The sequence below is a fragment of the Capnocytophaga endodontalis genome (assembly GCF_002209445.1).
In the GTDB taxonomy this organism is placed as follows: domain Bacteria; phylum Bacteroidota; class Bacteroidia; order Flavobacteriales; family Flavobacteriaceae; genus Capnocytophaga; species Capnocytophaga periodontitidis.
This window is the reverse complement of the sequence record NZ_CP022022.1, coordinates 2,909,382-2,933,642: the sequence shown is the minus strand read 5'-3', so window position 1 is coordinate 2,933,642 and position 24,261 is coordinate 2,909,382. Positions and strand designations below refer to the sequence as shown.

The 24,261-nt window shown below is 38.1% G+C and carries 26 protein-coding genes; 14 read left to right on the top strand and 12 right to left on the bottom strand.

What is annotated here, in order from left to right; translation table 11 throughout:
- Positions 1–28: 28 nt before the first annotated feature.
- Positions 29–616 (bottom strand): hypothetical protein, encoded by a 588-nt coding sequence (locus CBG49_RS13195; RefSeq protein ID WP_088594834.1) that lies wholly within the window; start codon positions 614–616, stop codon positions 29–31.
- A gap of 134 nt (positions 617–750) precedes the next feature.
- On the opposite strand from CBG49_RS13195, the gene CBG49_RS13190 reads away from it, so the two are divergent.
- The 11 genes from CBG49_RS13190 to ftsZ all read left to right on the top strand — a co-directional run bounded on the left by CBG49_RS13190 (position 751) and on the right by ftsZ (position 11,859).
- Complete coding sequence (locus CBG49_RS13190) at positions 751–1,401, top strand: protein-L-isoaspartate(D-aspartate) O-methyltransferase (protein WP_088594833.1); 651 nt, start codon at positions 751–753, stop codon at positions 1,399–1,401.
- 238 nt (positions 1,402–1,639) lie between these two features.
- Complete coding sequence (locus CBG49_RS13185; RefSeq protein WP_088594832.1) at positions 1,640–2,650, top strand: beta-ketoacyl-ACP synthase III; 1,011 nt, start codon at positions 1,640–1,642, stop codon at positions 2,648–2,650.
- 41 nt (positions 2,651–2,691) lie between these two features.
- Complete coding sequence (gene accB, locus CBG49_RS13180) at positions 2,692–3,195, top strand: acetyl-CoA carboxylase biotin carboxyl carrier protein (protein ID WP_009413356.1); 504 nt, start codon at positions 2,692–2,694, stop codon at positions 3,193–3,195.
- An 11-nt stretch (positions 3,196–3,206) separates the two neighbouring features.
- Positions 3,207–4,559 carry an acetyl-CoA carboxylase biotin carboxylase subunit gene (gene accC / locus CBG49_RS13175; RefSeq protein WP_002680793.1) on the top strand — a complete coding sequence of 451 codons (1,353 nt, stop codon included), beginning with the start codon at positions 3,207–3,209 and terminating at the stop codon, positions 4,557–4,559.
- A 99-nt stretch (positions 4,560–4,658) separates the two neighbouring features.
- Positions 4,659–5,759, top strand: coding sequence for an AAA family ATPase (locus CBG49_RS13170; protein WP_227002898.1), 1,101 nt, complete (start codon positions 4,659–4,661; stop codon positions 5,757–5,759).
- A 13-nt stretch (positions 5,760–5,772) separates the two neighbouring features.
- Complete coding sequence (locus CBG49_RS13165) at positions 5,773–6,450, top strand: hypothetical protein (protein ID WP_162613459.1); 678 nt, start codon at positions 5,773–5,775, stop codon at positions 6,448–6,450.
- A gap of 8 nt (positions 6,451–6,458) precedes the next feature.
- Entirely contained in the window at positions 6,459–6,905 is a 447-nt protein-coding gene (locus CBG49_RS13160) for a DUF6790 family protein (RefSeq protein WP_009413355.1), read from the top strand.
- A 4-nt stretch (positions 6,906–6,909) separates the two neighbouring features.
- On the top strand, positions 6,910–7,617 hold the full coding sequence (locus tag CBG49_RS13155; RefSeq protein WP_088594829.1) for a hypothetical protein: 708 nt from the start codon (positions 6,910–6,912) through the stop codon (positions 7,615–7,617).
- Between the two features lie 3 nt (positions 7,618–7,620).
- Positions 7,621–8,352 (top strand): 3-deoxy-manno-octulosonate cytidylyltransferase, encoded by a 732-nt coding sequence (gene kdsB, locus CBG49_RS13150; RefSeq protein ID WP_009413353.1) that lies wholly within the window; start codon positions 7,621–7,623, stop codon positions 8,350–8,352.
- A 235-nt stretch (positions 8,353–8,587) separates the two neighbouring features.
- Entirely contained in the window at positions 8,588–10,027 is a 1,440-nt protein-coding gene (gene ftsA / locus CBG49_RS13145; protein WP_088594828.1) for a cell division protein FtsA, read from the top strand.
- Between the two features lie 29 nt (positions 10,028–10,056).
- The gene (gene ftsZ / locus CBG49_RS13140) at positions 10,057–11,859 is read left to right on the top strand and encodes a cell division protein FtsZ (protein WP_088594827.1); all 1,803 of its coding nucleotides are present in this window, start codon (positions 10,057–10,059) and stop codon (positions 11,857–11,859) included.
- Between the two features lie 78 nt (positions 11,860–11,937).
- Here ftsZ and CBG49_RS13135 read toward each other — a convergent pair whose 3' ends face one another.
- The 8 genes from CBG49_RS13135 to CBG49_RS13100 form a co-directional block, all read right to left on the bottom strand.
- Positions 11,938–13,212: a dihydrolipoamide acetyltransferase family protein gene (locus tag CBG49_RS13135; protein WP_088594826.1), complete on the bottom strand. Its 1,275-nt coding sequence runs from the start codon at positions 13,210–13,212 to the stop codon at positions 11,938–11,940.
- Between the two features lie 6 nt (positions 13,213–13,218).
- Entirely contained in the window at positions 13,219–13,728 is a 510-nt protein-coding gene (locus tag CBG49_RS13130) for a DUF4252 domain-containing protein (protein WP_088594825.1), read from the bottom strand.
- 7 nt (positions 13,729–13,735) lie between these two features.
- The gene (locus CBG49_RS13125) at positions 13,736–13,966 is read right to left on the bottom strand and encodes a hypothetical protein (protein WP_088594824.1); all 231 of its coding nucleotides are present in this window, start codon (positions 13,964–13,966) and stop codon (positions 13,736–13,738) included.
- Positions 13,966–14,253, bottom strand: coding sequence for a hypothetical protein (locus CBG49_RS13120; protein WP_009413347.1), 288 nt, complete (start codon positions 14,251–14,253; stop codon positions 13,966–13,968). The genes CBG49_RS13125 and CBG49_RS13120 overlap by 1 nt, the downstream gene beginning before the upstream one ends.
- A 53-nt stretch (positions 14,254–14,306) precedes the next feature.
- Positions 14,307–17,162: a DEAD/DEAH box helicase gene (locus tag CBG49_RS13115; protein WP_088594823.1), complete on the bottom strand. Its 2,856-nt coding sequence runs from the start codon at positions 17,160–17,162 to the stop codon at positions 14,307–14,309.
- A 65-nt stretch (positions 17,163–17,227) separates the two neighbouring features.
- Positions 17,228–17,488, bottom strand: a complete 261-nt coding sequence (locus CBG49_RS13110) for a GTP-binding protein EngB (RefSeq protein WP_088594822.1) — start codon at positions 17,486–17,488, stop codon at positions 17,228–17,230.
- Positions 17,485–17,841 (bottom strand): hypothetical protein, encoded by a 357-nt coding sequence (locus tag CBG49_RS13105; protein WP_157668403.1) that lies wholly within the window; start codon positions 17,839–17,841, stop codon positions 17,485–17,487. The genes CBG49_RS13110 and CBG49_RS13105 overlap by 4 nt, the downstream gene beginning before the upstream one ends.
- Before the next feature lie 231 nt (positions 17,842–18,072).
- Positions 18,073–18,480: a hypothetical protein gene (locus tag CBG49_RS13100; protein ID WP_088594820.1), complete on the bottom strand. Its 408-nt coding sequence runs from the start codon at positions 18,478–18,480 to the stop codon at positions 18,073–18,075.
- Positions 18,481–18,647: 167 nt separating this feature from the next.
- Here CBG49_RS13100 and panB point away from each other — a divergent pair, with 167 nt between their 5' ends.
- The 3 genes from panB to CBG49_RS13085 are packed head-to-tail and all read left to right on the top strand — an operon-like array spanning position 18,648 to position 20,876.
- Positions 18,648–19,466, top strand: coding sequence for a 3-methyl-2-oxobutanoate hydroxymethyltransferase (panB, locus tag CBG49_RS13095; protein WP_034555659.1), 819 nt, complete (start codon positions 18,648–18,650; stop codon positions 19,464–19,466).
- Positions 19,466–20,305, top strand: a complete 840-nt coding sequence (locus tag CBG49_RS13090) for a YoaK family protein (protein WP_088594819.1) — start codon at positions 19,466–19,468, stop codon at positions 20,303–20,305. Before panB ends, CBG49_RS13090 begins: the two co-directional genes overlap by 1 nt.
- Positions 20,196–20,876 (top strand): RluA family pseudouridine synthase, encoded by a 681-nt coding sequence (locus CBG49_RS13085; RefSeq protein WP_088594818.1) that lies wholly within the window; start codon positions 20,196–20,198, stop codon positions 20,874–20,876. Before CBG49_RS13090 ends, CBG49_RS13085 begins: the two co-directional genes overlap by 110 nt.
- On the opposite strand, the gene CBG49_RS13080 is transcribed toward CBG49_RS13085, so the two are convergent.
- From CBG49_RS13080 to CBG49_RS13070, 3 genes are all read right to left on the bottom strand, one after another.
- The gene (locus CBG49_RS13080) at positions 20,877–22,676 is read right to left on the bottom strand and encodes an AMP-dependent synthetase/ligase (protein ID WP_088594817.1); all 1,800 of its coding nucleotides are present in this window, start codon (positions 22,674–22,676) and stop codon (positions 20,877–20,879) included. It abuts the gene before it with no gap.
- A gap of 140 nt (positions 22,677–22,816) precedes the next feature.
- Positions 22,817–23,503 (bottom strand): PAS domain-containing protein, encoded by a 687-nt coding sequence (locus tag CBG49_RS13075; RefSeq protein ID WP_088594816.1) that lies wholly within the window; start codon positions 23,501–23,503, stop codon positions 22,817–22,819.
- A 59-nt stretch (positions 23,504–23,562) separates the two neighbouring features.
- Positions 23,563–24,246 carry a PAS domain-containing protein gene (locus tag CBG49_RS13070; protein WP_009413337.1) on the bottom strand — a complete coding sequence of 228 codons (684 nt, stop codon included), beginning with the start codon at positions 24,244–24,246 and terminating at the stop codon, positions 23,563–23,565.
- Between the last annotated feature and the right edge of the window lie 15 nt (positions 24,247–24,261).

Below are 24,261 nucleotides of genomic sequence, written 5' to 3'. Positions count from 1 at the left end.
TTTTGCAGAACGCCCCCCTTTAACATATTTATAATTCTTTAAACGAATTGATAATCTCCTTCATTTGTTGGTAATGTTTCTCTTTTTTGTTAGCTAACGTCCACGTGAAAATCTGGTAGTACGTTTTCTTTGTTTCGATGATAGCCACCACATAGAACACCCCCATACCATTCACTTCTTCTGTAGTCTCCACTACTATAGCAGGATACTTATTGATAGTGGTTTCGGTAATTTGCTTGGCAGTAGGGCGCATCATATTGGCTTCAGCCCAACCTTTTTTGCAAATCTCAAAGTAATTTTTAAGCTTAAACTTTTTGGCGAAAGCATTTTTGCTGCGAATGTGCAACGAATCTTTCAAAACCTCATAGAGCATATCGTTCACTTCCGATCGGTTTTCATCAATTACCGCTACAAAAAAGTCGGTTTTGCGATCACCATACTGCAAAGAAGCTTGCTCATACAGATTGTTTTGGTTAGTAAGAGAGTTAGGTAGTTTTACTTCATACTTGTCTTCTATGTTCACCACTTGAGAAGATTCTGTCGAATTTTCACTAATCCTACAAGCAGTAGCCGATAAAAAGAACACGATGAAGTATAGTTTGTTGAAACGTCTCATCTCTTGCTAATTTAGTTTTTTCCGCTACAAAAGTAGAAATAAATTTTTAAAAATCAATTTTTTTAGCAAAAAAATAACAAAAATGTTTTTTTACCTCAGAAAAAAGACAGAATTTTGTACCCAAAAATAAAACAATGCTACCGCTGAAAGACACATTAAAACACCAAGGATTACGCAACCAATTAGCCAATTTACTCAAAGAAAAAGGCATTAAAGATGAACGCGTATTAGCCGCCATTCGTACTATCCCTCGACATTTGTTTATGGATAGCAGTTTTGAAGACCACGCCTATCAGGATAAAGCCTTCCCTATAGGTGAAGACCAAACCATATCTCAACCCTACACCGTCGCTTTTCAAACCGAATTGCTACAAGTAGCCCCACACCAAAAAGTCTTGGAAATAGGTACGGGCAGTGGCTACCAATCCAGCATACTCTTGTATTTGAACGTAAAACTCTATACAATCGAGCGCCAACAAAAACTCTTCAAGCAAGCCCAAATGCTGTTGCCCAAGCTCATCAATAAACCCGTGCGTATGTATTTTGGCGATGGCTATAAAGGTTTGCCTAACGATGCACCCTTCGATCGTATTTTAGTAACGGCAGGTGCGCCTTACGTACCCAGTGCACTTCTCTCACAATTAGCCATTGGAGGTCGCTTGGTAATCCCCATAGGCAATGAAACCCAAACAATGACCCTCTACGAACGCATCTCCGAAAAAGAATTCTACAAAACCGATTATGGTACATTCCAGTTCGTGCCAATGTTAAAAGAAAGAAATTAATAATCCCAGACTCTTTTGCATCATATTCCGTGAAATATAGTAGTGGCAACTGTCAATCTGTCCAAATTACAATTGATAATAGAAATTTATCCGTGTCAAAATCCGTGTAATTTGTGCAATCTGTGCAGTAGAACAGCCTCTCTGTCTTCAATGCAAAATGAAGAATTCTGAATAAAAATTGACTCCTTTTTGCTGTTAAATAAAAATAATTACGTACTTTTGCCCAAAATTTAATACAATGGAGAAAATAACCGCTGCCATCACAGCTGTCGGAGGCTATGTACCTGAAGATGTTCTAACCAATGCAATGTTAGAAAAAATGGTAGATACTAACGACGAGTGGATTTACACCCGTACAGGCATCAAAGAAAGACGCATACTCAAAGACCCCAATAAAGGCTCTTCCTTTTTAGGTATTGAAGCCGCTAAAAACCTTATTCATAAAACAGGTCTTGACCCCAAAGAAATAGACTTAGTTATTTTGGCTACGGCTACCCCCGATATGCCTGTAGCCCTTACAGGTCCTTATGTAGCATCTCAAATAGGCGCTGTCAATGCCTTCGCATTCGATTTGCAAGCAGCTTGCTCAAGCTTCCTATTTGGCGTTTCAGTAGCTGCTAAATACATAGAGTCAGGTCGTTATAAAAAAGTTCTCTTGGTCGGGGCAGATAAGATGTCGTCTATCATCGATTACACCGATCGCGCTACTTGTATCATCTTCGGCGATGGAGGTGGTGCCGCTCTCTTTGAACCTAATTATGAAGGTTTAGGCGTACAAGATGAACTCCTCAAAAGCGATGGTGTAGGGCGTAATTATTTATACATCAAAGCTGGAGGCTCTCTATGTCCCACTACTGCCGAAACAGTGGCTAACAAAGATCACTTTGTATTCCAAGACGGCAAAACTGTATTCAAATATGCTGTTACAGGTATGGCCGATGTCGCCGAAGAACTCATCAAACGCAATGGATTAACACGCGACGATATACAATGGCTCGCTCCTCACCAAGCCAATAAACGCATTATCGATGCTACTGCCGAACGTATGGGCTTACCTTCCGAAAAAGTAATGCTCAATATCTATAAGTACGGCAATACTACTTCTGCAACTATCATCTTAGCTCTTAACGACTATGAAAACCAACTCAAAAAAGGCGACAATATTGTATTAGCTGCCTTTGGAGGCGGTTTTACTTGGGGAGCTATTTATCTCAAATGGGCTTACGATGGAACCCTCTATCACAAATAAATAACAACTATAGAAAGAATACAATATATAATATATAACGTATGGATTTAAAAGACATTCAAAATTTAATTAAGTTTGTTGCCAAGTCAGGGGCAAGCGAAGTGAAATTGGAAATGGAAGATGTAAAAATCACCATTAAAACAAACCCTGATGAAAGTGGCAAAGAGCAAGTGTTCGTACAACAATTGCCTATAGCTCAACAACTACCTCAGTTGCCTTTGCAACAGTCAATGCCTGTACAACAACTCCCCGCAGCTGAACCTGCCGACAGCAAACCTGCAACCCCCGCCGATGACGATAGTAAATATATCACTATCAAATCGCCGATGATTGGTACTTTTTATCGCCGTCCCGGTCCAGATAAACCGCTATTTGTTGAAGTAGGTTCTACCATCTCTAAAGGTACTGTCATTTGCATAATCGAAGCAATGAAACTCTTCAACGAAATAGAATCAGAAGTTTCTGGTAAAATAGTTAAAATATTGGTTGACGACTCTTCTCCTGTAGAATTCGACCAACCTCTGTACTTAGTGGATCCATCCTAAACCAAACAACTATGTTTAAAAAAATATTAATTGCCAACCGTGGAGAAATTGCCCTGCGCGTGATACGTACGTGTCGCGAAATGGGTATCAAATCGGTAGCCGTATACTCTACTGCCGATGCCGATAGCTTACACGTGCGCTTCGCCGATGAAGCCGTGTGTATAGGTCCTCCACCAAGCAAAGATTCATACTTAAAAATACCTAATATTATTGCCGCTGCCGAAATTACCAATGCCGATGCCATCCACCCCGGCTATGGCTTCCTTTCGGAAAATGCCAAATTCTCTAAGATTTGTGCAGAACACGGTATTAAATTCATCGGAGCTTCTCCCGAAATGATTGAAAAAATGGGTGATAAGGCTTCTGCCAAAGCTACTATGAAAGCTGCTGGAGTCCCTACGGTACCAGGCTCTGATGGACTTGTAGAATCATTGGAACACGCTAAAAAAATAGCCGCCGAAATCGGTTATCCTGTAATGCTAAAAGCTACTGCCGGTGGAGGTGGTCGCGGTATGCGTGATGTGTGGAAAGAGGAAGACCTTGAGAAAGCTCTCAACAGCGCAATGCAGGAAGCAGGCGCTGCCTTTGGTAACGATGCGATGTATATGGAAAAACTCATCGTCGATCCTCGCCATATCGAGATACAAATCGTTGGCGACCAGTATGGTAAGGCTTGCCATCTTTCTGAACGCGATTGCTCTATCCAGCGCCGCCACCAAAAACTTACTGAAGAAACACCATCTCCTTTTATGACCGATGATCTTCGTAAGCGTATGGGCGAAGCTGCCGTAAAAGCTGCTGAGTTTATTAAATACGAAGGGGCAGGAACAGTAGAGTTCTTGGTAGATAAAGATCGTAATTTCTACTTTATGGAGATGAATACTCGTATACAAGTAGAACACCCTATCACCGAACAAGTGATTGATTACGACCTTATTCGTGAGCAAATATTAGTAGCGGCTGGTGTGCCTATCTCAGGTAAGAACTATACGCCTAAGTTACACGCTATTGAGTGCCGTATCAACGCCGAAGACCCTTATAACGACTTTCGCCCATCACCAGGTAAAATTACCACTTTGCACGCACCAGGAGGGCACGGAGTACGCCTTGATACTCACGTATATAGCGGCTATGTAATTCCTCCTAACTACGATTCTATGATAGCCAAGCTTATCACTACAGCGCAAACCCGTGAGGAAGCGATTGCCAAAATGAAACGCGCCTTAGATGAGTTTGTCGTAGAAGGTGTGAAAACCACTATTCCATTCCACTTACAACTGATGGATGACCCCGATTACTTAGCCGGTAACTACACCACTAAGTTTATGGAGGACTTCAAAATGAAACCCCAAGTGGCAGAATAAGCAACTCAAAAATGAATGTATAATGAAAGGGACTGTCTAACTCACAAGGAAGATAGTCCCTTTATAATAATTATAAGATAGATGCTAACTAAATTTAGAGTGTCTAATTTCAAAAGTTTTCAAGAGAACTTTGAAATAGATTTTACCAAAGTCAATAAGTACGACTTCAATCAGGAATGCATTAGGGATAATTGCATCAATAATGCTATTGTATATGGCAAGAATGGCGTAGGGAAGTCTAATTTAGGCTTTGCTATCTTTGATATTATTGAACATCTTACTGATAAAAAGAAAGGGGAATGGAATTATAGTAATTATATCAATGCTTATAGCGAAAGTGCTTGTGCCGAATTTTACTATGAATTTATTATCAACGGACAAAAAGTAACTTATACATATCGGAAAAGTAATCATAAAACTATCATTTATGAAGCTTTTTGGATTGATGATGCCTTTTTAGCAACTATTGATAGAGAAAAAAGTAATACAGCAGTTATAAATTTTGAAGGAGCAGCTACATTGAATACTGATTTAGAACATAATCAAGAGATTTCAGTGTTAAAATACATTAGAAATAATGCTGTTTTAAAAGATAATGTTATTAATACTACATTTAAAAAATTTTTTGTATTTGTAGAGAAGATGCTTTTCTTTCGTACCTTAAGAGATTCGAGCTATATAGGTTTAGATACTAAAGAGGGAGGCATTACCGAAGATATTATCAAGCGAAATAATGTCCGCGATTTTGAAACATTTTTAAACCGTGCAGGGGTAGAGTGTAAGTTAGAGGTACTGAATATATTGGGTAAAAAGATGTTAGTTTTTGATTTTAAAGGCAAAAAAATTCCTTTTTGGGATATAGCTTCTACAGGTACAGAATCGTTAGCATTGTTTTATGTTTGGTTTCAGGATATACGCGAAAAAGGAAAAGTTTCTTTCTTGTTTATTGATGAGTTTGACGCTTTTTATCATTTTGAACTCTCTAAACTTATAGTAGAAGAATTGAAAAAAGCGGGCGTTCAGTTTGTTCTCACTACTCATAATACCTCAATTATGACCAATGATTTGCTGCGCCCTGATTGTTATTTTATAATGAATAAAGAGCGTATGGTTTCTTTGGCTAACGCAACCGACAAAGAACTGAGAGAAGCCCATAACCTTGAAAAAATATATAAAAGTAATGGATTTGGCCTCAAATAATATCCTTTTTGTAATGGAGGGAAAAAGAGAAGAGAGTGTTGTAGAAAGTATGCAAAAAGTTTTGTTTGATGATAAAACAGTTATTACTTGCGTTTTTGGAACAGTGGTTTATGCTCTTTACAATGAGATAAAAAAAGATAGAGATTTAGATGTTTTTACATTGTTGAAAAGCCGTATAAAAGAACTGCAAAAATTTGATAGAAATACTTTTTCTGAGATTTATTTGTTTTTTGATTATGACGCTCACGCTTCTAATGCTTCAAATACTAAATTAGAAGCCTTATTCAGTACTTTTGATAATGAAACCGAAAATGGTAAACTCTATGTAAGTTATCCTATGTTAGAAGCTTTAAAGCATTACACTACGCTACAAGATTTTAAAACCAAGATAGCAAAATGCAATGATCAATATAAAAAACAAGTAAACAGAGAATGCGATCCTAAGTATATAGATTTTAATAGGTATGATAAAGAAATATGGAGAGAGTTGTCAGAAGCACATCTTTGTAAAATGAACTATATTGTAACAGACGATTATAGATTCCCTACCAAATATTTTTCTCAATCATCTATTTTTGAAAAACAAAAAGAAAAATATAAAGTTCCTAATGAAGTAGGCGTATTGAGTGCATTTCCAGTTTTCTTATATGATGAGTTTGGAACAGAAAAATTATCAAGAAAATTAAAGTAAAGAATACTATGATATATCTTATTGTATACCTTATCTGTTGGTTATTAGCTGTTGTACTATATGCTTTTTCTTTCGATGAAAGCTTTGTATATACTGCATTATACACCCATTTGGTTTATGGAGTAGGCTTTTTTGGGTTGTTTAACTTTGTAGGGCACTCGATACTCAGTGAGAAAGTAGCTAAAACTATAGGGTGGGTATCTAACGGTTTTCAAAAAGAATTAGGTTTTGTGTCCTTAGGAATAGGTATTTGTGGAATAGTATGCCATTGGTTTCGCGATGGTTTTTGGTTAGCAACTACTATCCCTTTTAGCGTATTTTTGATAGGAGCTGCTTTGTTACACATCGTTGAAATGAAACAAAAACACAATTTCAACAAAGGGAATGTATGGATTATTCTCCCCGATTTTCTAATGCCTCTAACACTTGTAATATTACTTATTTTAAAACCATAACACAATGAACAACAACATTAAAAACGTCGACACTACTTTTGAACTTACCCCTGGGCTTAAAAAACTACAAGGAGCTACTACCTATTTTGAGAAACTCAAAGAAATGACTCTACTGGGGGTAACCTCTGGAATGAAATCCTCAGGAAGTATCATAGTACTATTCTTGCTAAACTTTTTATTCCTTATTATAGCGGGCTGTATAATAGGATTTTCAAGTAAATTTGAATATATACAATTACTTTATTTGGCTATTGTACTACTTTTGGGAGGTCTTTTTGTGTTTTTGGCGGTAAAACGTATGCTTTCTCTCTTGCAATTAGATTATACTTTGTATGTTTTTAACCAATTTGAACCTTTTGTCCATAAAATATGCGCAGCTATTGTAGATAAAGCTGAAAAAAGCACTGAAAAAATAGTAACTACCGACCAAGTAAAAGGGGTTTTCAATACATACATTTCTAAAATACCTCCTGTGTTTCAACAAGTATTGTGGCTACTGCTCTCACAAGTGCCCGTAGTGGGATTTGTAGCCGAAATATACAAAACACCTCTGCTCGATACTTACGAGAAACGCAGCGAAAGATTGGTAGCACGTGTAAAACAATACATACAACACAGCATAGAGATGCGTCGTAAAGCTAAATTTTTAGCTTGGGCACTCCCTCTGAATATAGTGTTACAAATTATAGTAATATACTTATTGTCAAGATAAAATATGAAACTCATAGCAATGATACCCGCCCGTTATGGGGCAACACGCTTTCCTGCAAAACTGATGCAAGACCTCTGTGGCAAACCCGTGATTGTGCATACTTACCAGCGTGTGGCTGATACTCACTTGTTTGACCAAGTATATGTAGTAACCGACGATGATCGCATCGAAAAGGCAATTCGCGAAGTAGGAGGCAGTGTGATTCGCAGCCAGAAACAGCACAATAGTGGTAGTGATCGTTTAGCTGAAGCTTCTAAAAATTTGGAAGTAGATATCATCGTGAATGTACAAGGAGATGAACCTTTTACCGATAAAGAAAACCTGCAAAAAGTAATAGATATTTTTGCAAACGACCCTCAAAAAAACATAGCAGTAGCGAGCCTGATGGAACGCATTACCAACCCCGATGATATTGCAAATCCTAATAATGTCAAGGTAGTAGTAAACAAATTTAATGAAGCTCTCTATTTTTCCAGAAGTGTAATTCCTTTTCCGCGTGACCCCAATACAGCTGTGCCTTACTACAAACACATTGGAATTTATGCCTATCGCAAAGATGCTTTGCAACAGTTCACTCAGTTGCCTCCATCTCAGTTAGAAGAGACCGAGAAATTAGAACAACTCCGCTACTTAGAAAATGGCTTTAAAATACGCCTCGCCCTTACTCACATCCCTACCATAGGAATTGATACCCCCGAGGATTTAGAAAAAGCACGCAAATACCTCTCAAAATAGAGAGTAAAAAGTTATTAACAGATTTTTTAACATTTTCTTTAACAATGATTCTCAATAGTTTATAAGATTGTTGATAACTTATTGATAAAAAACTACTATACAAATTGCTTTTTTACTTATCTTTGCTACCTGCAAAGCTATAGTTGTCGATAAAACTGCCTAATTCCTCAAGAATATAATAACAGACAAAAAATTATCAATCTCATAGAGATATGTGATTGTTTTACGTGAAAAAATGAAATATAAAAAGTATTACGTTGGGTTAGATATCGGTACTACCAAGATTGTAGCTATGGTAGGTGCCAAAAATGAATATGGTAAAATTCAGATTTTAGGATATGGACAAGCAAAAAGCGAAGGTATAAACAAGGGCGTGGTAAACAACATCGCCCAAACTACCCAGTCTATAATGGATGCTGTCCAAGATGCAAAAGAAAAAACAGGCTTAGAAATCGAAAATGTAGTGGCTGGTATTGCAGGGCAAAATATCATCAGTCGCTCTCATTCCGATTATATCTCACGTAAAGATCCTGATAAACTGATAGATTTTGAAGACTTAGAAGAACTCAAAAAACAAGTTTATAATATCACCTTATCTCCAGGTCAGAAAATTATCCACGCTTTACCTCAAGATTACAAAGTCGACAACAACCCCGATGTCAAAGAACCTATCGGTATGATGGGATCGCGTTTAGATGCTACTTTCCACTTAGTGATTGGGCAAATCAACGCTATAAAAGGCATTTCTCGTTGCGTAGAAATGGCTAACTTGAAACCCATAGGGCTCACCTTAGAACCTATAGCTTCAGCAAGCGCAGTACTCAGCGACGAAGAAAAAGATGCCGGTGTTGTGTTAGTAGATATAGGAGGTGGTACTACCGATGTAGCAATCTTTAAAGATGGTATTATTCGCCATACAGCGGTAGTTCCTTTGGGAGGAAATGTCATTACCGAAGATATCAAAGAAGGTTGTGGTATATTAGCACGCCAAGCCGAAATGCTAAAAGTACAGTACGGCTCTGCTTGGCCTGGCGAAAATCGCGACAACGAAATCGTCTCTATACCTGGTATTAAAGGTAAAGAACCTCGTGAAATATCCCTTAAAAACCTCTCTAAAATTATACACGCTCGCGTGAGTGAAATTATCAATTTAGTGTTCAACGTAATTAAAAGTTATGGCCACGAAGAACCTAAAAAGAAACTCATTGCAGGCATTGTCCTTACCGGTGGCGGTAGCCAGCTCAAACACATCGTTCAGTTAGTAGAGTATATCACCGGAATGGATACACGCATAGGTTACCCCGATGAACACTTAGCTGGTAATTCCGATAATCGACTTACTTCTCCTATCTATGCTACAGCCATTGGGTTGGTAATGAGCGCTATAGAAAACGAAGCTGAAGAACAATTCAAAAAACGATTAGAAGAACTCAAAGCTCAAGAAGCTAATGAAGCTTCACAAAATCAAAATACAGAACCTCTGTTTCAAGAAACCCCAATAGAACCTGTACCAAAAAATCTTACCGTAGTAGGCAATACAATTACCTCTACTCAAGAAGTACTACAACCCGTCGGTGACGACGAAGAAGAAACTCCTAAAACAAGCGAAAGTTTCTGGGGAAAATTCAATAAATTTATCTCTAAATATATAGGAGAAACTGACGACGACGAATAAAGTATAAAACAAATAATTATGATTTAGATATGGAAGAAAACTATCAATTTAACTTTCCTAAAAACAACAGTAACTATATCAAAGTTATTGGCGTAGGAGGTGGAGGATGTAACGCCGTGAATTTTATGTATAACGAAGGCATAAAAGGCGTAGATTACGTTGTGTGTAACACCGATGCCCAAGCTCTTGAGTATAGCCCTATTTCTAATCGTATTCAGTTAGGTGTTACCCTTACCGAAGGATTAGGAGCTGGCGCTAATCCCGAAATTGGAGAACAAGCCGCTGTTGAAAGTATCGAAGATATCAAGCGCGCTTTAGAAGGAAATACTCAAATGGTATTCATTACCGCTGGTATGGGAGGTGGTACAGGTACAGGAGCTGTGCCTGTTATCGCTAAACAAGCCAAAGATATGGGGATCCTTACCGTCGCTATCGTTACTACTCCATTCAATTTCGAAGGGCCAAAACGCAGCCATCAAGCTCAAGCAGGAATTAAAAAATTGCGCGACTGTGTAGATTCTCTTATCGTTATCAATAATAATAAAATAAGCGAAATTTACGACGACCTCACCGTAGAAGAAGGATACGGAAAAGCCAATGAAATCCTCCTTAGAGGGGCTAGAGGTATGGCCGAAGTAATTAGCAAACACTACTTGGTTAACATAGATTTACGTGACGCTCGCGCCGTACTTGAAAACGGAGGTACCGCTATTATGGGAGCAGCAATAGCCGAAGGTGATAATCGCGCTTCTGAGGCTGTAGGAGCCGCCTTAAACTCTCCTCTATTAAACGATAATAAAATTACAGGAGCTAAAAATGCTCTCGTCCTTATTACTTATGGAGATAGAAAAGCTACTCAACGCGAAGTGAATGAAATTATGGGATATATCCAAGAAAAAGCAGGCGATAATATGGCCGACCTTATCTATGGTATAGGTGTAGACGAAAGTTTAGGAGAAGCTATCTCAGTAATCGTAATTGCTACTGGTTTTGACGCCGAACAACAACAAGAAATCGTAAATGCCGAACCTCGTCGCGTAATTCACGTACTCGAAGAAAACCAAACTATTATTCGCGATTTAACCGAGCAAAAAGGAGCCGTAGTAAAAACCTCTATTTCCACTACACCTGATAATATTGCTTATCCTACCCCTGCTGTTCCCGAAATTAAAAAGGAACTTTCCCTTTCCGACCTATTTAATATTTGGACAGATTGCGAAGTAGTAACCCCCGATGATGCCTTTGTAATTGTCGATAAAACAACCCCTGCTCAGTTCGATAATAGATTCCAATCTCAATCTACAGTTCAACGACAATCTGCTCAACAACAACCTATCCAGCAACAACCTATCCAGCAGCAACCTATCCAGCAGCAACCACAAACAAAAGCTCCGGATGCTCCTATTATTCATACCTTGAGAGATGATGAAGTTTATGAACCTTCATACACAAATAAATCTTCTGTAAAAGAAGAAGATATATTTGATATGTATGTGAGAAATATCGAGTTTGAAGAAAAATATACTCAGCCAGTGGTAGAAAAAAGAACTCAACCTGAGTTTGTAAGTAATAAAGATGGTGAAACTCCTCAACCTTACAATCCCAATACTTCTATAGGGGTACAAACAAGAATGTTTGAAGAAGAAGAACAAAAACTCAGCCCTATAGACGCTCCCATCTCCGATGTGCTTAACAAACGTTCGTCCAACCTAAAAACCTACAATCATACCTTTGGTAGTGCAGGTCAATCGCGTACTACAGTAGGTAAAGATAGTGCAGGTGAAATGCAGATTCGACGTAACAATTCTTTCTTGCACGATAATGTAGACTAAAGTTAAATATCCTTAAAAAGAAAAAATCTGAAAGCTCATAGTGAACTTTCAGATTTTTTTGTTGTTATAAATCAGTTGTTAAATATTTCTGTTCATATCCCATTTTTCGAGATATTCAGCGACACGTTGTACAAACATTCCGCCTAAAGCACCATTTACCACGCGGTGGTCATAACTATGGGAGAGCATCAGTTTGTAACGGATGCCTATTACATCACCTTCAGGGGTTTCTATTACAGCAGGGACTTTGCAAATAGTGCCAATCGCTAAAATTCCCACTTGCGGCTGATTAATAATAGGAGTGCCAAACAAAGTGCCAAATGAACCTATATTGGTAACTGTATAAGTACCATCTTTCACCTCATCAGGTTTTAGCTGACCTGCACGTGCACGTACTGCAAGATCATTTACAGTTTTTACCATTCCACGCAAGTTAAGGGCATCGGCATTTTTAATTACAGGTACAATGAGGTTGCCGTCGGGGAGGGCGGTTGCCATCCCTATATTGATGTGTTTCTTCTTGATAATTGTATTGCCTTCTACCGAAATGTTCATCATTGGGAAATCTACCAAGGCTTTGGCTACTGCCTCCATAAAAATAGGGGTAAAGGTGATTTTCTCACCTTCACGGGCTTCAAAGGCTTTCTTTACCTTGTTGCGCCATTGCCAAATACGAGTAACATCAACTTCGGTAAAGCTTTGTACGTGTGCTGAGGTTTGCTTGCTCATCGTCATGTGCTCAGCGATGAGTTTGCCCATACGGCTCATCTCAATGCGCTCATCTCCCTCAACAAAAGAAGATGTAGTTGTTGCAAAAATAGGAGAGGTGCTTGTGATAGGGGCTTGAGTTCTATGTGCTAAATAACCTAAAATATCGTCTTTGGTAACGCGGTTATTCAAACCTGTACCCTGTATATGATTTAGTTCATCAAGGCTGATACCTTCTTTTTTAGCAATATTCTTCACCAAGGGCGAATAAAAGCGTTCACTACTGCTAAAATTAATAGGTGCAGCAAGTGTTTCTTTTATCTCAGCGATTTGCTGTGTTAAGTTTTTAGCCGTTTGTTGAATAGTAGGTATTTCGGCTGTAGCCTGTGGTGCATTAGCTTCAGCTTCAGTTTCTATGATAGCCATTACTTGTCCTACTTTCACTACTTCATCTACTTTGAAGAGTATTTCGGCTATGATGCCCGATACTTCACAAGGTACTTCGGAGTCTACCTTATCGGTGGCTACTTCTGCAATAGTTTCTTCGGCTTCAATAGGATCGCCTACTTTTTTAAGCCAATTGGTAATAGTAGCTTCAGCTACACTTTCGCCCATTGAGGGTAATTTCAATTCATATTTTGCCATTTTGTGCTACTTTAGGTCTTTCACCTCTTGAGGGAGGTTCATATTTTTGGTTAATACGCCTATCTTATTCAGGTTGATGTCGCCTGTGAGTGATAGAACAACGGTTTGTTTAGAGGTTTCTGAGGGTTCTACTAACATTAGGAGTTCGGCTACGTTGTTTGCATCTTTTCCTCCTTTGGTGTAGAATTTCACGTTTTGAGCTTTGTCTTTAACGCGCATTAATTCTGATAGTGCAGCGGTTTTTACATAAGCTAAGGCTTCAGTTTTCATTTGGGTAGCTGCTGTGGTATTCTCGGTAGTGAATATTTTCATTCCTTTGAGCTTGTTGGCTACTTCCATAAATTCTTTAGCATCAGCATCTTTACTATCTATTTTAGAGAGCATTTGAAACATTTTTTGAGAGACTACCACCGTGTTGATATCTTTATTAGCTTCTAATTTCTCAAAAGAGGTTTGAGCACTTACACTCATTGATACAAAAGCTGCTGATAGGATTACTAAGCTTTTTATTTTCATAAGATTATTATTTAGGTTCTTCTTTTATTATTTTGTGTTTTGTTTCCTCATATTGCTGTAAGAGTTCTACTTTTTCAACGCCTTTATTGTATTCTTTAGAAATCATCAGTAAGCCTTGTTTTACTTCGCTGTACACTTTTTGAGCGGCTTGCTGTTCTTCTTGGCGTTGTTTGAGGTAATAGCCTATACCTGCCACTACAAGCACGACTATTAAACTTATCAGTATTGTTTTTTTCATTAGTTGCGTTTGAATATAGATAGGTCGAAATCAAGGAAATAGAGAGTGATAAGTATTAGTATTGCTAGTACAATCCAAAAGGTTTTGTTTGTACCTGCATTTTTTTTGTTTCTACTCTCGTTGCGAATAGCACGCCATTCTTCAGTAAAATGGTTGGTTACTGTTTCGCGGTCTCGGCGAATGCGTGACCCCATTTCAAAAGCGTTGCCTTGTTCCTTTCCTTCATAGTAACGAGGGGTATAGTTGAAACGTTTGTTCTTCTGTAAATGAAATAGTTTAATCTTCATAATGCGCAAAGGTAAAAAAATATTGAGAATTAACAATGAACAAATTACAAAAATTATTCCAATAGGCTATCCATTTGGGAGATAATATCTCTAACGATGTGATTTTCATCTATTACATTCTCAAATAGTTCGGTTTTATTTTCTTGTAGTTTGATAATTTTTTCTTCTATACTATCCTTGCTTACAAATCGGATGACGTTCACTTTGTTTTCTTGCCCTATGCGATGGGCGCGTGCAATAGCTTGGCGTTCGGAAAACGGATTCCACCAAGGGTCTAATAGCAATACATACGAGGCTTTGGTGAGGTTGAGTCCTACTTCACCAGCTTTGAGTGAGATAAAAAAGAAGTTCACATCTTCTTGGTTTTGAAAGGCTTCTACTTGGCTTTTTCGCTCGTGAGAGGCAGTAGCTCCCGTGAGTTTGGCGTACTTTATTTTATGGGTTTTGCACCACGCTTCAAAGAGTCCTAAATGTTTTACAAAACTACTGAATATAAGTGCTTTGTGTTGTGCGGCGTGGAGTGTTTCCATATAGCTAATTACCTCTTGGTACTTACCTGAAGGGATAGTGCTTTGGGCATCTGCCAATACAGGGTGGTTGCTTATCTGTCGCAATTTGGTGAGCATTTGCAGAGCATTGAACTCGCTGATGGGCTCTGAGGCTTCTAATAGCTGGTTGCGTACTTTAGATTTTTCTCTCTCGTACCATTGGGCTTGGGCTTCGCTCATCTGGCAGTAGGCGAGTTGTTCTTCTATATCGGGTAAATCGCTGAGTACTTGTTCTTTGGTACGGCGCAAAATATGTTTGCCTACCAAAGTTTTAAGTTCTTCTAAGGCTTGTGGATTCTTTTTCTTGCTGATTTCTACCTCGTAATGTTTGTGGAAAAAATTGTAAGTACCTAACTGACCGGGGTTGATGAACTGCATTTGTGCCCATAAATCGCTTAGAGCATTCTCTATAGGAGTTCCACTGAGAGCGATGCGATGCTCAGCTTTCAAGGCATTGATTGCTTTGAAGGTTTTGGAATTCTTGTTTTTAATACGCTGACTCTCGTCTAAAATGATATACCTAAATTCGAGTTTTTCGAGTTCTTTGCCGTCGCGTTCCACGATAGGGTAGGAGGTGAATACTACATCGTAATTGGTAAGCCGGCGTATTTTTGTTTTGCGTTCGCTGCTACTGCCTATGTATTGGGTGCATTTGAAATGAGGGGCAAAACGTTTGGTCTCGTCGTACCAATTGAAGAGCAGAGACGAGGGTAATATTACTAATGCTTTTAGAGTTTCTTTTTGAGGTTCGGTAGCCGAAAAGAGATCGGTGAAGTTGTTTTCTTTTAGAGGGAGAGTATCGTGAATGGCAACCAATAAAGCAATGGTTTGCAAGGTTTTACCTAATCCCATATCGTCGGCTAAACAAGCGCCTACCCCGTTGTGATAGTGTTGCAAAAGCCATTCTACGCCTTCCACTTGGTAGGGTCGTAAGGTTGCACGTAGGTTAGGGGAGGGGGTATAGTTCACCTTTTCGATGATGGTTTGTGGTTTGAGTTCAGGAATAGCCTCTAAAAGAGCATAGTTGTTCTTTGCTAATTGCAGTTTTCCGCCTTGTTGCTTGCTGTGTTTGGTAATACTGCTGAATTTACTAAACCACTCTTGCGGAATAATAAAGATTTTTCCGTTAGGAAGTGTGTAAATAGGATTATTTTCCTTGATATTGGCGATTAAATCCTTAAAATGGAAGCTGTTTTCTCCTTGTTTTACCTCAATAGAAAGGTCAAACCAGTCGTTTTGGGTGCTGGTATTGCTATAAATAAGCTCTGAAGTGCTCATATTCACCTCTTTCCCGTCTACCAAAAACGGGCGAAAGGAAAATCCTTGTTTACTAAGCCTTTGCTGGTGGTGTAGCAAGTGAAAATAAGCCGCAAAAGGGTCGGTGTTTTGTAGTGAAAAAACGCCGCTTTCCTCACTGAAGTCTATATCGGTGAGGAGTTGTTTCATTTGAGTTTCATCTTTGGTATTTCTCTTGTATTTGTAGATGGTAATATGGTTATTTTTGTCAATTTTTAGTTGAGAATGTACATTTTTGTTTTGATTGCTTTTAAAAGCATAGCCATCGTAATCAAAATGAAGTACAATTTTGTACTGATTGGTAAAAAAATCGTGAATAAGTTCTATTTCAGTGTTTTTTAGACTTGTTTTTTCGATGATTTCAAAACCAATAGCTTCTACTTGGGCATTTCGTAGAATTTTTTGAAGAAATTTGTCAAAATATTCTTGTAGATTTCTTTCAGGAATAAAAGTCTCCTCTTTGTTGAGGAAAGGTTTCAAGTGAGATGCTTTGACGTGAGCGATACGCACTACTTTTTGGTTTATAGTAATCCACGTGTGAGTGTTGTTGAGCAGTTCAATTTGGCACTGATGAGGCAAGTGTTTTTGTCCGTTTTCTTCTATATACAAGCGGTAGGCAATACCCTCTTCTTTTTTCTCGAAAACTAATAGAGGTTCGAGTATTTCGTTAGTTATAAAGCGTCTTTTTTTGGAAATATCGTCCTTAGGGGAATAGTTGATGGTTAAAAATAGCTCTTTTTCAGCAATAAGTAAAAGCAATTGGTGAGTTTGTTCCTCTATTTGCTCTTGGATATACTTTTTAGTGGCAGGATTTTGGAATAGTTTTTCAAAAGTCTCTCCTTTTTTAGCGTATTTATTGTAAAGAACATTGGTTTGCAGATTATTTACTAATGTTAAAGCCTCTTTTTCGGCAGATGATAATTGCCAATTAGCTAAACTTTCGAGTACTTGAGGAGTTGCTTTTTTGTAGAAAGAAAGGAATCCGTTTTGCGTTTCACCTATATAGGCAGTGGGCAAATGGAGTTCTAAGAGAGGCGTATAGGAAAGGTCGAAAAATAAAAACATTATGATTAATTAGTGAATTAGAGGGTTAGCAAATTTGGAGGTGTAAAAACATTGTAGAGTGTTGATTAATAATAAGGCTCTTCCTCATTTTGATATTGTTCCCAAATGCGCATACATTGGAATTGTGAACAAATTTTTTTCAAATACTCTTCAAATTCTTGCGTCCTATCTTCCTTGTTTAATAGCAAAATAGGTAGATATTCTAATTCATCTATAAGGTTATAAAGTTCTCTATGAGGTAATTCTTGAACGATATTTATTTTTAAACGAATCATTAAGTTGTGTATTGCTTTTATAGCTCGTCTGTTTTTTTTAGGGGTTATCATATTGTAGTGTTGTGAATATCGGTTATGATGTTTTGACAGCCTAATTTGTTAAGTATTTCTTCAATCGTATCAAAAGTTTGTCCGTGTAAATCGTTTTGATTGTAATGTTCTACATAAGCATATTTTTTCCGATTGCTAAAAAAGAGTTTTGATTCTAAATAGCTGTAAATATTAGCTGTAAACTTAAATATCTCATACCTTAACTCATAAGCGGGGTATGGTTTTTCTTTTACAAAAAGGATAAATTTGTTAAGCGTTTCGTACATAGCAATGTATCTCAATTTAATTTCTTCTTGAAGCGTCTTTTTCTTCAATAAACGTTGAGCATATAGGTAATATTTCATTCTTTTCATAAAAAAAGAAAAGTATGCTTCTTTTTCTGCGTCATTAACCCTTTGTATTGAGAGGTATATTTGCCTAAATACTACCACTAAAAATTTTATTTCTTCTTTTGTCATTTTGGCGAAAAATTTATCTAAATGCCAATAGGCATCCATTTTTTCCTTTTCTTCATTTGTACTATAGCTCGGAATAAGGCAGCAGTCATTTCTTCTATAGATTCTTTAGTGTTGATATTCATTTATTTACTTAGGATATGCGATATCTTCTAATTTTGACTGACAGATAAAACTTCGGTTTTCTTGATTTTTAATCTTCATAGCAGCACTCAGTTCAATAGGTTCTTCAAGAAAAGGACAATTGTTTAATAGAAACCATTCATTTTTAAAGCATATACTAATGGCATACAAACAATCTTTAGAAAAATCATAACTTGCTGAAGCTATCAAATCGTTATGACCTTTTACGTAGAAAGTAATGATGGGCTCGGCAAAATTGTTTTCTAAATTGTCAATACCCAATACAGGTACTTGGTAATCTTCGGGGTATTCTTCTTCGAGGTTTGCTTCCCAAACCCAAACCCATAATTTGTTATCAATTACATCTTTGGCAGTAATTGTCTCTAAACTTTTAGGTTGTCCAAATCTATACATAGCACTATGAGATATGATGTTCGTGATGCAAAGGTAGCAATTATTTTTTAGAGGAATAAGAGAAAAGTTTTTTTCGTTAAGAGACGGTTTGAAATTTGCTAATCAACAAATTGGCTAATTTGTTAATTATTTATATCTTTGCCGCGATTTTTAAACTACAAAAAGAAATGTCAGCAGTTAGAAAAGAATACAAACGCGTAACTACCAAATCGGTAGTAGAGATGAAAGCCAATGGCGAGAAGATTTCAATGCTTACCGCCTACGATTATACTTTTGCAAAATTATTAGATTCCGCTGGTATCGATGTACTTTTGGTAGGCGACTCCGCTAGTAATGTAATGGCAGGACACGAAACGACATTGCCTATCACCTTAGACCAGATGATTTATCACGCTTCGTCTGTAATAAGAGGGGTTACCCGTGCTTTGGTAGTAGTAGATTTGCCCTTTGGAACGTATCAATCCGACCCTAAAAAGGCATTGCGTTCGGCTACGCGTATAATGAAAGAAAGTGGGGCTCACGCTATTAAATTAGAGGGAGGTAAGGAAGAAGCCGAAAGTATCAGACGCATTGTGAATGCAGGTATTCCTGTGATGGGGCACTTGGGACTTACGCCACAATCAATTCATCAGTTTGGTTCTTTTGCTTTGCGAGCTAAGGAAGAAGCTGAGGCGCAAAAACTCAAAGAAGATGCTAAATTGCTTGAACAATTAGGCTGTTTTGCTATTGTATTGGAAAAAATACCGGCTAAATTAGCTGAAGAAGTAGCTAAAAGTGTGCGTATACCTATCATTGGTATTGGAGCAGGAAGTGCTGTTGACGGGCAAGTGCTCGTAATGCACGATATGCTGGGAATGAGCAATGAGTTTCATCCTAAATTTTTGCGAAAATATGCTAATTTGCAAGAAATCATCAACGAGGCTGTAACTCATTACATCCAAGATGTGAAAGCCGTAGAATTTCCTAATGAAAATGAACAATACTAATGTTCCGTCATCAAGGTAAAAAGCGAACTGCTAAACACAATTTACAAATAGCCGTAGTGCTCTCATTCGTTGCAGGAATGGTGAACGTTACGGGCTTTTTGTTTGTGGGCAAACTAACCACTAATGTTACAGGGCACTTTGCTTATTTTATTTATGATGTATCGGTAGCCGAATTTTGGAAAGGATTGATTTACTTTCTTTATATCTTTGCTTTCTTGTTGGGCTCTTTTACTTCGGGACTGCTCATTGAAAATGCTAATTATCACCGTACCCAAAATAAATATCTGAAACCTACACTCTTAGAGTGTTTTGCCTTGCTATTGGTAATGGGGTTACACTTCTTTTTCCCCGAAGCGATTCCTACAGATGTAACGGCTTGTATCTTGCTCTTTGCTATGGGGTTACAGAATGCTTTTGTAACCAAAATCTCCAACTCGGTAGTGCGCACCACTCACCTTACAGGACTTTTTACCGATTTGGGTATTGAACTCGCTCAAAGACTTTACTTAAGTCGCAATCACTATGAAAATCAACACACGCAACTGAAAAACACTATCCGATTGCGACTTTTCATCATTGCATTTTTCTTTTTAGGCGGATTTAGTGCAGGTTATTTCTATATTGCACAAGGACTCTCTATATATACTCTCTCCATTTCGGTAATCATACTCCTCATCGGACTTTTTTACGATGGAATGCGCTTTCTCTACTTCACTAATAAACGACATTATGAAACTTATCACAAACGCCGAAAACGTCGACGTGCTCTACGACGACAATCACGTTATCGCCGTAAACAAGCGAGCAGGCGACATAGTTCAGGGCGACAAGACGGGTGATATACCCCTAAGCGATATTGTTAAGGCTTATCTTAAGAAAAAATACAACAAACCTGGGGAGGTGTTCCTCGGGGTAGTTCATCGATTAGACCGCCCTACTACAGGGGTAGTACTTTTTGCTAAGACGTCTAAGGCACTTTCACGTCTCAATGCGATGTTTGCTAATAAGGAAGAAGTGCAAAAAACTTATTGGGCTTTGGTAGATGTAGCCCCTCCAGACGAGGAAGGTACGCTTACCCACTGGTTAGTGCGCAATGAAAAACAAAATAAATCAGTAGCGCATCAAAAAGAAGTGCAGCATAGCAAAAAAGCTGTACTGCACTACAAACTATTAAAAACTTATGATCGTTATTATTTATTAGAAATCGACCTTATTACAGGACGACATCACCAAATAAGAGCGCAATTGGCTGCCATTGGCTTGCATATCAAAGGCGACTTGAAGTATGGAGCTAAACGCTCAAATCCCGATGGCGGTATCTGCCTTCACGCTCATAGTCTCCGCTTTTTACATCCCGTTAAAAAGGAAACTATCTCTATTGAGGTAGCTCCTAATTGGCAAATTAGTTAATTATTTGTACATCGCTTCTATTTCACGACTGTAATTAGCGTAAATCACCTTTCTTCTCAGCTTTAACGAAGGGGTAATCTCGTTGCGTTCAATCGTAAAAGCAGAAGGAAGTAGTGTAAACTTCTTAATTTGCTCGTAGTCAGGTAAGTCTCTTTGGAATTTTTGCAACTGCTTGCCTATGTACTCAATCACTTGACTGTGTTTGATTAAATCTGCTGTATTTTTATACTTAATATTGAGGTCTTTTAAGGCTTGTGACAACATCTCGAAGTTAGGTACAATAAGTGCTGAAACAAATTTTTTACCATCGGCAATTACAGCTATCTGTTCAATAAGGTTATATTTGCCCACTTTACCTTCAATCATTTGTGGAGCAATGTACTTGCCATTAGAGGTTTTCATCAATTCTTTAAGGCGTTCAGTAATAAAGAGGTTGTTGTTGCCGTCTAAATTACCGGCATCACCGGTGCGCAAATAGCCGTCGGGGGTGAATACTTTAGCTGTTTCTTCAGGGTTTTTATAATAGCCCTTCATCACCATTCCTCCTTTTACTAATATTTCGTTATCTTCGCCTATACGCACTTGTACATTAGGCATTACTTCCCCTACCGATTGTGGATTGATGCGATTATCACCCCAGCAAGATATGGTAGCAACTGTTTCAGTCATTCCATAACCCAATTTCAAATTAATACCAATTGATTGGAAAAACCTACCAATACTGGGTTCGAGGTTAGCACCCCCGCAAGGCATAAACTTAATGCGACCGCCAAGGGCTTCTTTTAGTTTTTTGTATACTAACTTATCAAAAAGATTGTAGGCTTTTTGCAGTATTAACGAAGGTTTTTTTCCTTGTTCGCGCAGCGCTAATACACGTTTGCCCGTAGCGATAGCTAAGCGAAAGAGTTTGCGTTTCACAAAAGAGGAAGCATCGGCTTTGTCGTGCACTGTTGCAAATATCTTTTCGTAAAAGCGAGGTACGGCACACATCAAAGTGGGGCGCACTTGGGCAAGGGCTTCACGTACTAAATTAGTATCGTCTAAATAGTATACCGTAACAGCTTTATAAAGGCAGAAAAACGTCCAAGCACGTTCAAAAACGTGTGATAAGGGTAAAAAAGCTAAAGAAGAATCGGTATTGTCTACAGTTGATAGGCGCTCAGTATGTCCTATCATTTGGAAAGCTAAGTTCTCGTAGGAGAGCATTACTCCTTTGGGTTCACCAGTAGTACCCGATGTGTAGATAATCGTAAAAAGGTCGTCTAAGTTGCGTTCTTTGAGGCGTTTTTCAAACTCAACATCGTACTGAGAGCTACTGCCGAGTGCTAAAAAGTCGTTCCAATGAATGGAATATTGTTTTTCGGTGAGAGCAACCTCGTTGTCGCATACCACAATCATTTGTAACGATGGACATTGGTTGGCAACTTGAAGTACTTTTTGGTATTGTTTTTCATCGCCTACAAATAGTACTTTCACTTCAGCGTGATTCATCACGTAAAGAGCTTGTTCGGCTGTGTTTGTAGTGTATATAGGCACTGTAATAGCACGTATTTGCAAGCAAGCAAGATCGGCAAGCGACCATTGAGGAGTGTTTTGAGAGAGAATTCCTACAGTTTCTTGGGGTTGTACACCCAATGAAAGCAGGGCTTTAGAAAGAAGAGTAGTGGTATTGCCTAAAGTTTCCCACGTGATACCTTTCCATTGAGAAGCTGTATTTCTTCCCATTAAGGCATCTTTTTGTGGGTATTGCTGCACATTATTGCGGAACAGCGACACAAAATGATAGGCTGTTAAATTCATTTTCGTTATTGAATTAATTAGTCGGGGCAAAAGTATAAAATATTTTTCAATTAGCAATATGTGAGTTACAAATCTCATACCACAAAAAAAAGGAACAGAGCATTGCTCCATTCCTTTGTATAATCAATGAAAATTTATTACTAAGAAAACAAACGTTCAAAGAAGTTTTTGCGTTTTTCGTTCATTGAGTCGTCTACATTCAAAATGTCATCGGATACAGCTACAGATGCTGGTGTACTATCCACTGCTGAAACAGTTTCTGCGCTAAAGGTTTGTTGTTGTCCTTCCGACATAATATCGATTACAAAGTCGATATAGTCTTTCCCTTGTTTAGCCAAGTAGTTTTTGAAGAAACGATTGCTGAGCTCTACACCACCTATTTTTTCCATCTTCAAGAGAGAATCATAGAAAGGGGCTACGTAATTAGTGATAGCCGATTCAGGCACTGATTTACGTCTACCAATGTAGTGTGTAATTTTACCTGTTTCGTCGCGACGCATCTCAAAATCGGTTACTACCCAGTAGTATTCACCTGTTTTTGCTAAGTTTTTGATTACCCCTACGAAGTTATTGCCTACTTTCAAGTTATCCCAAAGGAGTTTAAAAATCAATTTAGGCATATCGGGGTGGCGAATAAGGTTGTGAGGTTGCCCAATAAGTTCTTCGGCTGAGTAGTGTGCTACCGAGCAAAACACATCGTTTACGTTGGTAATAGTTCCTGCTGCATCAGTTTCGCTGATGAGCACTTTGCTCTTATCCCATTGTACTTCACGATCTACAGGTGTAGGGCGTTCAATAGTAGGTACTGGATTTTGAAAATCTGACATATTATTTCTCTTTTTTATTGTTAATTAATTTGATTTTTTAAAAAACAGCTAAATTTCTTTTAGGTAAATAGTTTGCTAAAGAAACTTTTGCGTTTTTCATTTTGTGCTTCGTTCATTGTTACGATATCATCGGATACTACAGTGCTGGTATCTACTGATGATACAGGTATTTCTTCAAAGGCTACATTTTCGCGGTTTTCATTCATTACATCGATGATGAAATCGATATAATCCTTACCTTGTTTAGCTAAGTAGTTTTTGAAGAAACGAGAGCTGAGTTCCATACCACCTACTTTTTCAAGTTTTAACAAGGTGTCATACAGTGGCGCTACATAGTTCTCAATTACAGCTTTAGGTACTGATTTACGGCGAGCGATATAGTGTGTGATGTTACCCATCGCATCGCGACGCATTTCAAAATCGGTAATTACCCAATAGTATTCACCGCTTTTAGCTAAGTTTTTAATTACCCCAATAAAGTTGTTACCTACTTTAAGGTTATCCCAAAGGAGTTTAAAAACGAGTTTAGGCATATCGGGGTGGCGAATAATGCTGTGAGGTTGCCCTATCATCTCTTCTGGTGAATAGCCGCAAACATTGCAAAATACATCATTCACGTTAGTAATACGACCATAAACATCGGTTTCACTAATCACTACTTGTGATTTGTTCCAATTTACTTCTTTGTCAATTGGAGTAGGGCGCTCTACAGTGAGCTCAATGTCTCTGTAATCTCTAATCATTGCAAAATTTTATTT